The sequence below is a fragment of the Bradyrhizobium genomosp. I (2014) genome (assembly GCF_000261685.1).
Lineage (GTDB): Bacteria > Pseudomonadota > Alphaproteobacteria > Rhizobiales > Xanthobacteraceae > Bradyrhizobium.
On sequence record NZ_AJQE01000221.1, the window covers coordinates 16,376 to 30,573 of the forward strand.

General features: G+C 64.6%; 13 protein-coding genes. 9 read left to right on the forward strand and 4 right to left on the reverse strand.

What is annotated here, in order from left to right:
• The first annotated feature begins 90 nt into the window (after window positions 1–90).
• The 3 genes from IC50_RS21245 to IC50_RS21255 are packed head-to-tail and all read left to right on the forward strand — an operon-like array spanning window position 91 to window position 2,243.
• Window positions 91–879: an enoyl-CoA hydratase/isomerase gene (locus IC50_RS21245; protein ID WP_035709199.1), complete on the forward strand. Its 789-nt coding sequence runs from the start codon at window positions 91–93 to the stop codon at window positions 877–879.
• Window positions 876–1,862, forward strand: a complete 987-nt coding sequence (locus IC50_RS21250; protein WP_035709201.1) for a phosphotransferase family protein — start codon at window positions 876–878, stop codon at window positions 1,860–1,862. The genes IC50_RS21245 and IC50_RS21250 overlap by 4 nt, the downstream gene beginning before the upstream one ends.
• A gap of 3 nt (window positions 1,863–1,865) precedes the next feature.
• On the forward strand, window positions 1,866–2,243 hold the full coding sequence (locus IC50_RS21255; protein WP_035709203.1) for a DUF6285 domain-containing protein: 378 nt from the start codon (window positions 1,866–1,868) through the stop codon (window positions 2,241–2,243).
• 139 nt (window positions 2,244–2,382) lie between these two features.
• Here IC50_RS21255 and IC50_RS21260 read toward each other — a convergent pair whose 3' ends face one another.
• On the reverse strand, window positions 2,383–3,162 hold the full coding sequence (locus IC50_RS21260; RefSeq protein ID WP_035709205.1) for an enoyl-CoA hydratase-related protein: 780 nt from the start codon (window positions 3,160–3,162) through the stop codon (window positions 2,383–2,385).
• A gap of 213 nt (window positions 3,163–3,375) precedes the next feature.
• Between IC50_RS21260 and IC50_RS21265 the strand changes: the two genes are divergently transcribed.
• Window positions 3,376–4,650, forward strand: a complete 1,275-nt coding sequence (locus IC50_RS21265) for an acyl-CoA dehydrogenase family protein (RefSeq protein WP_035709207.1) — start codon at window positions 3,376–3,378, stop codon at window positions 4,648–4,650.
• A 222-nt stretch (window positions 4,651–4,872) separates the two neighbouring features.
• Here IC50_RS21265 and IC50_RS21270 read toward each other — a convergent pair whose 3' ends face one another.
• On the reverse strand, window positions 4,873–5,745 hold the full coding sequence (locus tag IC50_RS21270) for an SDR family oxidoreductase (RefSeq protein WP_035709209.1): 873 nt from the start codon (window positions 5,743–5,745) through the stop codon (window positions 4,873–4,875).
• Between the two features lie 105 nt (window positions 5,746–5,850).
• Between IC50_RS21270 and IC50_RS21275 the strand changes: the two genes are divergently transcribed.
• The 4 genes from IC50_RS21275 to IC50_RS21290 all read left to right on the forward strand — a co-directional run bounded on the left by IC50_RS21275 (window position 5,851) and on the right by IC50_RS21290 (window position 9,986).
• Window positions 5,851–6,660, forward strand: coding sequence for a crotonase/enoyl-CoA hydratase family protein (locus IC50_RS21275; RefSeq protein WP_035709211.1), 810 nt, complete (start codon window positions 5,851–5,853; stop codon window positions 6,658–6,660).
• A 133-nt stretch (window positions 6,661–6,793) separates the two neighbouring features.
• Window positions 6,794–8,338 carry an acyl-CoA synthetase gene (locus IC50_RS21280; protein ID WP_035709213.1) on the forward strand — a complete coding sequence of 515 codons (1,545 nt, stop codon included), beginning with the start codon at window positions 6,794–6,796 and terminating at the stop codon, window positions 8,336–8,338.
• Window positions 8,339–8,486: 148 nt separating this feature from the next.
• On the forward strand, window positions 8,487–9,281 hold the full coding sequence (locus IC50_RS21285) for an enoyl-CoA hydratase/isomerase family protein (protein WP_035709216.1): 795 nt from the start codon (window positions 8,487–8,489) through the stop codon (window positions 9,279–9,281).
• A gap of 300 nt (window positions 9,282–9,581) precedes the next feature.
• The gene (locus IC50_RS21290) at window positions 9,582–9,986 is read left to right on the forward strand and encodes a YccF domain-containing protein (RefSeq protein WP_035709218.1); all 405 of its coding nucleotides are present in this window, start codon (window positions 9,582–9,584) and stop codon (window positions 9,984–9,986) included.
• 128 nt (window positions 9,987–10,114) lie between these two features.
• Here the strand turns inward: IC50_RS21290 and IC50_RS21295 are convergent, their stop codons facing one another.
• Entirely contained in the window at window positions 10,115–11,032 is a 918-nt protein-coding gene (locus IC50_RS21295) for an NADP-dependent oxidoreductase (RefSeq protein WP_035709221.1), read from the reverse strand.
• Between the two features lie 440 nt (window positions 11,033–11,472).
• Window positions 11,473–11,754 (reverse strand): GNAT family N-acetyltransferase, encoded by a 282-nt coding sequence (locus IC50_RS43900; RefSeq protein ID WP_333938145.1) that lies wholly within the window; start codon window positions 11,752–11,754, stop codon window positions 11,473–11,475.
• Window positions 11,755–13,144: 1,390 nt separating this feature from the next.
• Here IC50_RS43900 and IC50_RS21305 point away from each other — a divergent pair.
• Window positions 13,145–14,198, forward strand: a 1,054-nt coding sequence (locus IC50_RS21305; protein WP_035709224.1) for a phosphoenolpyruvate carboxylase, incomplete at its 3' end; no start/stop codon positions are given.

Genomic DNA, 14,198 nt, shown 5'->3' on the forward strand with positions numbered 1-14,198 from the left:
TGGACAAGGTCGCGACAAAAATCAAATATGCGCCCCGGAACAGGCAAATTCCGGTCTGCGAAAATCGCGGCCGCAACTGACGAGGAAACCATGCAGTTCAAGCACGTCACGCTCGATTTCGATGGCTCGGTCGCGATCCTCAAGCTCGACCATCAGGAGGTGATGAACGCGGTCTCCGTGGACATGCTGGGCGGTCTCGCCGAGGCGCTCGATGCGATCGAGGAGAAGAGGGACGAGGTGCGCTGCGTGGTGCTGACCGGCGCGGGCCGCGCCTTCTGCACCGGTGCGAATCTGCAGGGCCGCAACAACCAGTCGAAGAAGACCAAGGCCGGCCTGACGCTGGAGACCGGCTTCCACCCCTTCCTGCGCCGCATCCGCAATCTGCACTGCCCGATCGTCACCGCGGTCAACGGTCCCGCCGCCGGCGCCGGCATGAGCTTCGCGCTGCTCGGCGACATGATCCTGTGCGCGCGCTCGTCCTATTTCCTGCAGGCCTTCCGCCGCATCGGCCTCGTGCCGGATTGCGGCTCGACCTGGCTCCTGCCGCGCCTCGTCGGCCGCGCGCGCTCGATCGAATTGTCGCTGATGGGCGAGCGGTTGCCGGCCGAGAAGGCGCTGGAATGGGGCCTCGTCAATCGCGTCTACGATGACGGCGTGCTGATGGAAGAGGCGATGAAGCTGGCGCGCGAGCTCGCCAGCGGCCCGACGGTGGCGCTGGCGCTGATCCGCAAGCTCTATTGGGACAGCCCCGAAAATTCCTTCGAGGACCAGCTCAACCTCGAATTCCAGTGCCAGCTCCGCGCCGGCGACACCCAGGATTTTCGCGAAGGCGTCGGCGCGTTTCTCGAGAAGCGTCCCGCGCAGTTTAAGGGCAAATGATCGAGGCCGAACTCTCCCGCAGCGTCGTGCGCTGGTGCCGCGGGGCCACCGGCGTCACCGGGGCGGCCAAGCTGTCCGGCGGCGCCAGCCAGGAAACCTGGCGCTTCGACATCGTGCATCCCGATGGACCGATCGGCGCGATCCTGCGCCGTTCGCCCAAAGGTTATGGCGCAGCGCCAACGCGCGCGGCAGGCCTTGCCGCGGAAGCAAAGCTGATGCAGCTCGCTTTCGAGGCCGGCGTGCCGTCGCCGCGCGTGCTGCATGTGCTGGTGCCGGAAGACGATCTCGGTACCGGCTTCATCATGCAGCGGATCGAGGGCGAGACCATCGCGCGCAAGATCCTGCGGGACGATGAGTTCGCCACGGCGCGGCCGCTTCTCGCGCGGCAGATCGGCGGCATTCTCGCCGGGCTGCACAAGCTGCCGCAGAACAGGCTGCCGGAGCTGCGGTACATGACGGCGGCGAAGGAGATCGGCGAATTCGAGCGCGACTATCGCAGCCTGAATTGGCCCAAGCCCGTGTTCGAGCTGGCGCTGCGCTGGCTGCGCGACCACGATCCCGGTCCCGCGGCCGAGACGACGCTGGTGCATGGCGATTTCCGCAACGGCAATCTCATCATCGGCGTTGACGGCGTGCGTGCCGTGCTCGACTGGGAGCTCGCCCATCTCGGCGATCCCATGGAGGACCTCGGCTGGGTCTGCGTCAATTCCTGGCGCTTCGGGGAGATCGACAAGCCGGTCGGCGGCTTTGGCACGCGCGAGGAGCTGTTCGCCGGCTACGAGGCGGCGGGCCGCAAGGTCGATCCCGAGCGAGTCAAGTTCTGGGAGGTGATGGGCACGCTGCGCTGGGGCATCATGTGCGGCGGCATGATGCAACGCTTCCGCGAGAGCCCCGACCATTCCATGGAGCGCGCCATGATCGGCCGCCGTGCCTCCGAGACCGAGATCGATCTGTTGCGGCTGCTCGCGCCGCGCGGGAGCTGACGCATGCAGGACGAACCGACACCCATCGAGCTGACGAAAGCAGTCGCCGATTTCCTCCGCAACGACATCACGCCGCTGATCTCCGGCCACCAGGCCTTCAAGCTGCGCGTTGCCATCAACATCCTCGACCTCGTGACGCGGCAGCTGACGCGGGAGGAGGGGAGCGATGCTGCGGAAGTGGAGCGCCTGCGCGCGCTGCTTGGCATTGACGGATCGGTGACGGATCTCAACCGGGCTCTGGCGGATCGCATCGCCAAGGGCGAGATCGACCTCGCAACGCCGGGCCTCGCCGAGCATCTGTGGGCGACCACGATGGACAAGCTCGCCGTCGATCAGCCGAGCTACGCCTCGTACAAGCGCGAGCTGGGACGAGGCGGGTAGAATTCGTAGGATGGGTAGAGCGCAGCGAAACCCATCATCCCAATTCCTGCTCTGCCATCGATGGGTTTCGCTGCGCTCTACCCATCCTACGCGCGAGCTGGATTGCTTCGCTGCGCTCGCAATGACGACGGAAGGACCGTCACTTCCCTACCCATTTCGGCGGCCGCTTCTCCGAGAACGCCTTCGGGCCCTCGATGTAATCCTGCGAGGCGACCATCGCCTTCACCGCGGGGTATTCGCGCTGCTCGGCGATCGCCTGCTCCAGCGACACGCCAAGCCCCTTCTGGATCGCCTGCTTCGAGGCCCGGATCGACATCGGCGAGTTCTTGCAGATCATCTCCGCCCAGCGCAGCGCGGCCGTGAGGGCCTCGCCCTGCGGCACCACCTCGTTGACGAAGCCGAGCTCGAGCCCCTCCTTGGCGCTGACATGGCGCGCGGTGAGGATCATGCCCATGGCGCGCTTCAGCCCGATCTGCCGCGGCAGCCGGTGCAGGCCGCCGGCGAGGGCGGCGAGGCCGACGCGCGGCTCGGGCAGCGCGAATGTCGCGTTCTCTGACGCAATGATCAGGTCGCACGCCAGCGCGATCTCGAAGCCGCCGCCCATCGCCACACCATTCACCGCGGCGATGATCGGCTTGTCGCAGTCGAACCGCGAGGTGAGGCCGGCAAAGCCGCCCTTGTCCCAGCCGCGCTTGCCGCCGGCCGCCTGCCACTTCAGGTCATTGCCGGCGCAGAACGCCTTGTCGCCGCTGCCCGTGACGATCGCGATCCACTGCTCGGGGTCCGCGGAGAAATCGTCAAACACCTTCTGAAGTTCGAAATGCGCATCGGTGTGCAGCGCGTTGTAGACCTCGGGCCGCGACAGCGTGACGATCGTGATCGGCCCCTTGTGTTCCAGCTTGGAAAATTTCAGCTCCATTGCGCGCTCCCGCATTTTCTCGTCAAGGAATATTGCCGTCATACTACCGCGCGCTGGCGGCAGCGCACCATCGAATTGCGCTGGTGCGCTTTGCGTAGCCGTCACGTCTCGCCTTGCTTGACTTGCACGCGCTCTTCTCCGCTTAATCGCGCGAAGCAGGAGTGCGCCCAGCGCCTCAACGCAAAACGACAAAATCAATCCGGGAGAGAACCTTTGGATTTCTCATTGCCTGCCGATCTCGTCGCCTATCTCGGAGAGCTCGACCGTTTCATCGAACGCGAGATCAAGCCGCTGGAAGAGGCCGACGACAACATCCGCTTCTTCGATCACCGCCGCGAATGGGCGCGCACCGATTTCGAGAATGGCGGCCTGCCGCGCCACGAATGGGAAGCGCTGCTGCGCAGGGCCAAGGATCTCGCCGACGCCGCCGGTCACCTGCGCTTTCCGGTGCCGAAGCAATATGGCGGCAAGGACGGCTCCAACCTCTGGATGGCCGTGATCCGCGAGCATTTCGCCGCGAAAGGTCTCGGCCTGCACAACGATCTCCAGAACGAGCACTCCATCGTCGGCAATTTCCCGGTCGTCACCATGCTCGACCGCTATGGGCGCGACGACCAGAAGGCGATGATCGACGGCTCGATCAGGGGCAAGTACCGCATCACCTTTGGCCTCACCGAGCCGCATCACGGTTCGGATGCGACCCACATGGAGACGCGCGCGGTGCCGGCGACGCGCGACAACGTCAAGGGCTGGATCATCAACGGCGAGAAGATGTGGACCACCGGGATGCACGTCGCCACGCACTGCGCGCTGTTCGCGCGCACGAGCGGCAACGATGGCGATGCCCGCGGCATCACCTGCTTCCTGGTGCCCGCGAAGAGCCATGGCGTCAGGATCGAAGAATACATGTGGACCTTCAACATGCCGACCGATCACCCCCGCGTCAGCTTCACCGACGTCTTCGTTCCGGAGGATGCGCTGTTCGGCGAAGTCGGCCGCGGCCTGTCGCTGGCGCAGTGCTTCGTGCACCAGAATCGCATCCGGCAGGCGGCGAGCTCGCTGGGCGCTGCGGTGTACTGCATCAACGAAAGTGTGAAATATGCGCGCGAACGAAAGCCGTTCGGCAGGGCGCTCGCCGAGAACCAGGCGATTCAGTTTCCGCTGGTCGAGCTCGCCACGCAGGCCGAGATGCTGCGCCTCTTGATCCGCAAGACCGCCTGGGAGATGGACCAGCTCACCGAGGAGCAGATCGAGCGCACGCTGTCCGACCGCGTCTCGATGTGCAACTACTGGGCAAACCGCCTCTGCTGCGAATCCGCCGACCGCGCCATGCAGGTCCACGGCGGCATGGGTTATTCACGCCACAAGCCGTTCGAGCACATCTATCGCCACCATCGCCGCTATCGCATCACCGAAGGCAGCGAGGAGATCCAGATGCGAAAAGTGGCGGGGTTCCTGTTCGGGTATATGGGGCCGGGCAAGCATTAGTCTTTGTTGCGAGCGAAGCAATCCAGAGTCTTCTTACGGAGGCAGTCTGGATTGCTTCGTCGCAAGAGCTCCTCGCAATAACGGGGAGAGAGGCGCGTGTCTGCTTCCACACCGTCATTGCGAGCGAAGCGAAGCAATCCAGAAATGTTGCCGTGGAGGCCTCTGGACGGCTGACAAGTCTCTCCTCGCAATGACTATCAATTCACCCGCCGATCCTTCCTATCACCCCCGCTTCGCCCGGTCCTTCTCGTTCTGCGCCACGATGCTCTCGCGCGCGGTCTTCCAGTCGTCGTCGCTCCAGTCGCGGAGCTGGTAGAAATTGCCGCCCATCGCGAGCGCCTGGGCGCCGTCCATGGCGATGGTCTCGCCGTTGATCCAGTCGCAGCCGCCGGAGATCAGGAATACCGCGAGGTTCTGCAACTCCTCCATGGTGCCGACGCGGCCCATCGGGTTCATCGCCCTGGTGCGCGCGCCGGCCTCGTCGCCGGGCTTGATGCGCTTGCTCATGCCCTCGGTCGGGATCTCGCCCGGCGCAATGGTGTTGAGGCGGATGCCGTAGCGGCCCCATTCGGTGGCGAGCGACATCGTCATGGCGTGGATCGCCGACTTGCTCATCGCCGACGGCACCACATAAGGCGAGCCGTTGCGCACCCACGTCACCGTGATCGAGACGACGTTGCCGGGCTGCTTCAAAGCGATCCAGCGCTTGCCGACCGCATGAGTCACGTAGAACGTGCCGTGCATGACGATGTTGGCGACAGCGTCGAAGCCGCGCGGCGACAGCTCCTCGGTGCGCGAGATGAAATTGCCGGCGGCGTTGTTGATGAGGTCGGTGAGCGGGCCATCACGAAAGATGTTCTCCACCATCTCCTCGACCGCGAGCGCGTTGCGGATGTCGACGCCGTGGCTGGTGACGCGGCCGCCATGGAGATCCATCAGCTCGGTCGCGGTCTCGTCGCAGACGATCTTGCGCCGGCCGCAAATGTGCACGTCGGCGCCGAGCTGGAGGAAGCGCGCCGCCATCGACTTGCCGAGACCGGTGCCGCCGCCGGTCACGAGAATGCGCCGGCCGGCCAGAAGATTTTCCTTGAACATGGCTGTTTCCCCCGTAGGGATTGTCAGTTAATTGGTCGATTGACTAAATCCGGCCGCCAGCGTCCTGTAAAGCGGCACCGAACAAGAACAGGGGAGAATTGATCCATGGAAGAGCGCGTCTCGATCTCGATTTCGGAAGGCGTCGCCGACGTGCGCCTGGCGCGCGCCGACAAGATGAATGCGCTGGATCAGGCCATGTTCGAGGCGCTCGTCGCTGCAACCGACCGGCTTTCGAAGGAAAAAGGCGTGCGTGTCGTCGTGCTGTCCGGCGAGGGCCGCGCCTTCTGCGCCGGCCTCGACATGGGGCGTTTTGCCGCCATGAAGGAGAAGGGCGGCAACGGAATTCCGGGCGGCGAAAATCGCGATCTCACCACGCGCACGCATGGCCAGGCGAACTTCCCGCAACAGGCGGTGTGGGGCTGGCGTCAGCTTCCGGTTCCAGTGATCGCAGCCGTGCATGGCGTCGCGTTCGGCGGCGGCTTCCAGCTCGCGCTCGGCGCCGACATGCGCTTTCTCAGCTCAGATGCGCGGATGTCGATCATGGAGATCAAATGGGGTCTCGTCCCCGACATGGCGGGCACGCCGATCCTGGCTTCGCTCGTGCGCGACGATATCCTGCGCGATCTCACCTATACGGGCCGTATCTTCTCCGCAGAGGAGGCGATGATTTACGGCCTCGCCACCCGCATCTGCGACGATCCGCGCGCTGCGGCGCTGGAAGTCGCGCGCGAGATTGCCGGCAAGAGCCCCGATGCGATCCGTGCGGCGAAGCGGATGCTGAACAATCTCTCGGTCGATCCCGGCCCCGCGCTGCTCGCCGAGTCCGTCGAGCAGCAGAAGCTGATCGGCAGTCCGAACCAGACCGAAGCGGTGCGCTCAAATCTGGAAAAGCGCGCGGCGAAGTTTGCGGATTGATTTGCCGTCGTTCCGGGGCGATGCGCAGCATCGAACTAAGGCGCGCAATTGCGCACCTGAGAACCTCGAGATTCCGGGTCTGGTCCTTCGGGCCATCCCGGAATGACAACGTAGCGAAAAAGAAAAAACAACAATGAGCGAAACGTCCCAATTCCTCGGCATCGTGTCCGGCGAGCGCCGTCGTTCCCACACCGAAGTCGCCAATCGCGCCGACCGCATCGCCTCGGGCCTCGCCAAGATCGGTGTCCGCCAGGGCGATTGCGTCTGCATGCTGATGCGCAACGACATCGCCTTCCTGGAATCGGCCTACGCCGCGATGCGCCTCGGCGCCTATGGCGTGCCGATCAACTGGCATTTCAAGCCGGAAGAGATCACCTACATCCTCGAGGACTCCGGCACCGCGGTCCTGATCGCGCATGCCGACATGCTGCACGGTTTGCGCAATGCCATACCGAAGGGCGTCACCGTGCTCAGCGTGCCGACGCCGCCGGAGATCCTGTCCAACTACAAGATCGATCCGGATCATCTGGCGACGCCGAACTTCGCGATCGATTTCGAGACGTGGCTCGCGCAGCACCGGCCCTATGACGGACCGGTCGTGCCGCAGCCCATGAACATGATCTACACTTCGGGCACAACCGGCCATCCCAAGGGCGTCCGCCGCAATGCGCCGACGCCGGAGCAGCAGGCGGCCGGCGAGCGCATGCGCGCGATGATCTATGGGCTCAAGCCCGGCGCTCGCGCGCTGCTGCCGGGCCCGCTCTATCATTCCGCGCCGAACTCGTTCGGCATCCGCGCCGGCAGGCTCGGCGGGGTTCTGGTGCTGATGCCGCGCTTCGAGGCGGAGGAGTTCCTGGAAGCAATCGAGCGATACAAGATCGACACCATCTTCATGGTGCCGACCATGTTCATTCGCCTGATGAAGCTGCCGGAGGCGGTCCGCAAGAAGTACGACGTCTCCTCGCTCCGCCACATCATCCATGCCGCCGCACCGTGCCCGGCCGACGTCAAGCGCGCCATGATCGAATGGTGGGGGCCGGTGATCTACGAATTCTACGGCTCGACCGAATCCAGCGCCGTCACCTTTGCGACCTCGGAGGACGCGCTGAAGAAGCCCGGCACGGTCGGCAAGATCTCGCCCGGCGCCGAGCTGCGCTTCATCGGCGAGGACGGCCGCATGCTCGGCGTGGGCGAGATCGGCGAGATCTATTCCCGCATGGCTGAGATGGCCGATTTCACCTACCACAACAAGCCGGAGAAGCGCGCCGAGATCGACCGCGGCGGCTTCATCACCTCGGGCGATGTCGGCTACATCGACGAGGACGGCTACGTCTTCATCTGCGACCGCAAGCGCGACATGGTGATCTCTGGCGGCGTCAACATCTATCCGGCCGAGATCGAATCCGTGCTGCATGCCGTGCCCGGCGTGCATGATTGCGCCGTGTTCGGCATCCCCGACGCCGAATTCGGCGAGGCGCTGATGGCCGTGGTCGAGCCGCAGCCGGGCGTGGCGCTCGAGGCGTCCGACGTCCGGGTCGCGCTGAAGGCGCATCTGGCCGATTACAAGGTGCCCAAGCACATCGAGATCCGCACCGGACTGCCGCGCGAAGATTCCGGGAAAATCTTCAAGCGCCGCCTGCGCGATCCCTATTGGGAGCAGGCGGGGCGAAAGATTTGAGGCGGTGCCGTAGGGTGGGCAAAGCGCCCGCCGTAGCTCGAAGAGCGAAGGCGGAGGCGTGCCCACCATATTCGCTTATGGAGACAGATCGTGGGCACGGCGCAAATGCGCCTTTGCCCACCTTACGGGACAACGGATGGGGAGACATATGACCGACGCGACCAACGAAGTCCTCTACACCGTCGCCGATCACATCGCGACCATCACGCTGAACGCGCCGGAGCGCATGAACACCATCTCCGGCTCGATGCTGAACGATCTCGCGCGGTTACTCACCGAAGCCAATGAGGACAAGAACGTCCGCGTCGTGATCCTCACCGGCAAGGGCAGGGCGTTCTGCGCCGGCCTCGACCTGCGCAAGGAGCGCGACGGCAACGGCCTCAGCGCCGCGTCCTCGCCGACGACGATCAACCTCCGCAACACGCCGCCCACTGTGCTCCAGGCGATGGACAAGCCGACGATCTGCGCCGTGAATGGCGGCGCTGCCGGCTACGGCATGGACACCGCGCTCGGCTGCGACATCCGCGTCATGGCGGAATCCGCCAAGCTTGCCGCTGCCTTCGTCAAGCGTGGCGTCGTGCCGGAATCCGGCGGCACCTGGCTGTTGCCGCGCATGCTGGGCTGGGCGAAGGCTTCCGAGCTGATCTTCACGGGCCGCACGCTCAGCGCGCGCGAATGTCTGGAATGGGGCCTCGCCAACGAGGTCGTGCCGGATGCCGACCTGATCACTCGCGCGACTGCGATCGCCCGCGAGATCGCCGCCAATGCGCCGCTGGCGGTGCAGGCCTCCAAGCGCATGATGCGGATGGGGCTGAACGAGAATTTCTCCGACCACGTCCATCACGTCTATCTCCAGCTCCTGCCGCTGTTCAAAACCCAGGACATGGCCGAAGGCATGAAGGCCTTCATGGAAAAGCGGGAGCCGAAATTCGAGGGACGGTAGGCGGTTGTCCGTAGCCCCGGAGGAATCGCATGTCGGAGCGATTTCGCCTGCGGCCATCCTTCGAGACGCCCGCCGTCGGCGGGCCCTCAGGATGAGGACCTGGTGTGCGGCGCCACCTTCAACGGGCGCCAATGCTGCTTAGCCTCATCCTGAGGAGACCGCGAAGCGGTCGTCTCGAAGGACGAGGCGCGCGCTCCGCTCGCGGAAAATGCGATATGCGCTTCATCCGGGGCTAGGCCGTCTTCGCAGGGACAGATTTCGTCCCTATATGAACGGAGTCACTGACTTCCGGATCGTCCCATGACCCCCGTATCCATGCTCCTGAACATCCTCTGGATCCTCATCGGCGGCGCCTGGATGGCGTTCGGCTGGGTGATCGCCGCGGTCATCATGGCCATCACCATCATCGGCCTGCCCTGGGCGCGGGCGGCGTTCAACATCGCCGTCTACACCCTGCTGCCGTTCGGCTCGCGCGCGGTCAACCGCTACGACGTGACCGGCGTCGAGGATATCGGCACCGGCCCGCTCGGGGTGATCGGCAACATCATCTGGTTCGTGCTGGCCGGCTGGTGGCTGGCGCTCGGCCACCTCCTGACCGCGCTGGTGCTGGCCGTGACCATCATCGGCATCCCCTTCGCCTGGGCCCATCTGAAGCTCGCAGGGATAGCGCTGTGGCCGATCGGCAAGGTGATCGTGCCGGCTTGAGGCGAACGCGTAGGATGGGTAGAGCGCCAGCGAAACCCATCAATTTATCCGCCGGAGACGAGGCATGATGGGTTTCGCAAGGGCTCAACCCATCCTACGTGCTGCGTGCCTCTATGGGCGGGCCTCGCTCAAGGACGAACACGGATGATCGTATTCCCCTTGCGTCGCTCGGCCGGATTCAAGGCGGCGACGGCTTCGTCAAGGGTTGAGACCTTGCCGATGCTTGCCCGTAGTCGTCCGTCCCGCACCCGCTGGACGATCTCGCTCAGTTGGGCGCGATCCGGCTCGACGACGAAGTCGACCGCCAGGCCCTCGGAGGGCCGCGCCTCGGCCGGCCCGACGACGGTCACCAGTGTTCCTCCGGCTCGAATCCGTTCTACGGACTGCTTCTGTATGTCGCCGCCGATAACATCGAATACCAGATCGACTTCGCCGACGTCTTTCAGCGAGTCATGGTCGAGGTCGACGAACTCCTTCGCGCCGAAGTCGAGCACCGTCTGACGGTCGGCGGCGCGTCCGGTGCCGATGACGTAGGCGCCCGCCTCTCGTGCGAGTTGCGTCACCATCGACCCGACTGCGCCGGCCGCGCCGTGTGCGAGGATGCTCTGTCCCGCCTGAAGGCGGCCATGCTGGAACAGCCCTTGCCATGCGGTCAGGCCCGAGACCGGCAGGCTCGCGCCCACTGTGAAGTCGACGTCGCCCGGGAGCGGCGCGAGGTTGCGCGCCTCGATCGCCACATACTCGGCCAGCGTGCCGTCGCGATACCAGTCCGCGAGGCCGAACACCCGCTGTCCCAACACCAGTCCTGTCGTTCCATATCCAAGAGCGCTGACCACTCCGGCGAGCTCGTGCCCAGGGATCGACGGTGTTCGGTCGTGATCGAGGCGATCAGTCCAGGTCGAAGGCCAGGTCAGCTCAGTCGGGACAAATCTCGCCGCATGAACCTGGACCACGACGTCGTTTATCGCAGCCTGCGGCTCGGGCCGGTCCACCAGCTTCATCCCTGCCGTTCCAGCGGCCTGATCCGTTACAGCGATCGCCTTCATGGGATTATCTCCTTGGTCATTGTCCCTTGATGCAACTGTTGCTGGCATCGCGAGCGCGACGGCCATCCACAAACGACCAGACAGTGTGGAAGTGTCTGCGATCTGCGCTGTCTGCATTGACCGGGGCTTCCACTGAGACTGTCGATTGGGATCGCTTCGGTCGTGGCACCAGCAGGTAGATGCGTTGTGCCTGGTCATGACACCAGTACCAAGATTGGAGATTTTGGCTGTACCAAGCGCATTGAGACGGCGAACAGATTGAGCTCGTAAGATGGATAGAGCGCCAGCGAAACCCATCAATCCATCCGCCGGAGACGAGGCATGATGAGTTTCGCAAGGGCTCAACCCATCCTACGTGCTCGGCCTTCGGCGGCGAAGCGGAAGTCGCGCGGCTTGCGTAGCCTCGGCGGCATGTAACCCTGAGGCGAAGTCGTTGGCGGTCAACGCGTATGCGTAACGAGCGCCTTCGACATTGGATAGCCGGAGCCGGTACCGAAATTGCCGACGGGCTGGCCGTCCGCCGTATAGCCGTTGGAGCCATAAAATCGAAGGGCGGTTTCGGTGCTAGTCAGGGTGCATCGCGTGTTGCCTCGCTCCAGCGCTCGTGCTTCGAGCGCACGAAGCAACGCACGACTGATGCCACGGAATCTCACGTCGGGAGAAACGTAGTTCAAAGTAATTTGGCCCGGCGTCAGTGACCGATCCCACAGCGAGAATGTCATTCTCCTCAGCGGCTACGAGCACCGAATTTCCAGGCTGCTTGATCCAAGAGACAAAAATCTCGGGAGTCTTATTTCCCGACCATCGCTCTAAGATGGCGCTATCGTTCTTATGATCGGCCGCGCATAGCTCTGCTATCGAGCGCCTCATAACGAGGCAAGCGGCCTCTGCGTCCTCAATCTCGGCATCCCGAATTTCCATCCGGCAACTATGTACAGAATGCCTCGCTTCACAACCGCAAGATGCGATTTCGGCTCGCCAGCTTCTCGCGCCCAGAGACGAACAGAGAGGCGGCAGCAGCGGGGCGGCTGTCGTGGTGGAGCGGACGTCGGTCTGTCACGACAGCTCGTAGGATGGGTAGAGCGCCAGCGAAATCCATCAATCTGCTCTCAGATGACGAAACAGGATGGGTTTCGCTTCGCTCTACCCATCCTACGCCGTCATACAATCCCTCGCGTTGCCCGACGGGCAAACCACGCCACATGCTGGTCAAGGGACGGGCTCGCAAATATTCCGATTGACCGAATTTGCAGTTTCGGTTAAACCGCATTCCATCCCGGCCCGTCGAAGGGACGTTTCGCGATCGTCACGATACGTAGGCTGGGATGCGATGGACGCGGCAGCGCCGGCGCGTGACGGGATGGCAGGGCGGGTTGAGGCCCGTGAGTCGTCACGATCCGCGGTACGACACGGCGCGGTCACAGCGTGTCTTTTCGGCATTGGGGGCGAGCACGCGCGAGCCTCCGATTGTCCGGGGAGGGACGTCCGCGGACGGCAAAAGCGTGTGGTCCTGACGCCCGGGGTCTGTGCGTCAAGGCTTGCGGTGGTGAGGCGGCCCGACCGGGTGCGCGCATCTGAAATCCGCAAGGCGACGGGGGCAATAGTGCATCGCTCCCCGGGGAGAGCGCGCCATAAGCCGTAACACCATTGCGCAGGGAAGGCCGGGATGCCCCGGCGTCACCTGTGGTCACCCCGCGTGCGTCTTGTCGCGTGCGGACCCTGGGTGTCAGCCGGCGCCCGGCCTTCCCCGCGCCCTTTCTTCTCGATGAGGGCGAAACGGACAGCAAAACTCGGGCGACACGCGCCGCGAGATCGCGAAGGCATGTTTATTTCCAGAACTGGCTCATCTCTCGTGCCCCGGACGCAGGGCAGCGCGACGCGTCTTCGCGGCGTGGTGCGCTGCAGAGCCGGGGCCCAGACTATTGCGAGCGATGATGCGGCTTCTGCTGCGTCCCGGCTCTGCGCAGCAACGCTAAAGGCGTTGCAGCGCGTCCGGGACACGGATGCCGCCGACGGTGTGCGCCGCCCCCAAGTTCATCTTGCGCTGCGGCAGAAAAATATCGCACACTCCTTCGGACCAGGGAGCCAAGGGAGCTCTAGAAGGAGCGAGCCATGTCCCTCCAGACCGTACCATCCGACGCCACCGAGCATCGTCCCAACCGCCCTGAGGACGTTCAGGTCACGGAAGCAGAGGCGCGGTTGCGCGACGACATCCGCCTGCTCGGGCGCATCCTCGGCGACACCGTGCGCGACCAGGAGGGCGCCGACGTGTTCGACCTGGTCGAGCGCATCCGGCAGACCTCGATCCGGTTCCACCGCGACGAGGACCGGCTTGCGCGCCGCGAGCTCGAACAGATCCTCGACAGCATGTCGATCTCGGAGACGGTGCGGATCGTCCGCGCCTTCAGCTATTTCTCCCACCTCGCCAACATCGCCGAGGACCAGAACAACATTCGCCAGATGCGCGCCCGCGCCGCTGCCAAAAGCGACGGATCCGGCGTGCTGGCGGAGACGCTGGCGCACGCCAAGGCGGCGGGCATCGGGCCCGACCAGCTCCGCAACTTCTTCAAGGGTGCGCTGGTCAGCCCGGTTCTGACCGCGCATCCGACCGAAGTTCGCCGCAAGAGCACCATGGACCGCGAGATGGAGGTCGCAGGCCTGCTCGACCGCCGCGAGCGCGTCGCGCTGACCGCGGAGGAGGCCGATGCCAGCGACGAGCAGCTTCGCCGCGAGGTGCTGACGCTGTGGCAGACCAATCTGCTGCGCCGGACCAAGCTCACCGTGCTCGACGAGGTCGCCAACGGCCTGGCGTTCTACGACTACACCTTCCTGCGCGAGGTGCCGCGCCTGGTCAACGCGCTGGAGGATCGGCTGGAGGAGGGCGGCGAGCAGGCGGCGGGCGAGATCGCCTCGTTCCTGCGCATGGGCAGCTGGATCGGCGGCGACCGCGACGGCAATCCGTTCGTCACCGCCGACGTGATGCGCGGTACGCTGCGGCTGCAGTCGAGCCGGGTGATGCAGTTCTATCTGAACGAGCTGCACGTGCTCGGCTCCGAGCTGTCGATCGCAGCCCATCTCGCCGACGTCTCCGAGGAGCTGCGCAATTTGGCGGAGCGCTCGCCGGACACCTCGCCGCACCGGAGCGGCGAGCCCTATCGTCTGGGCG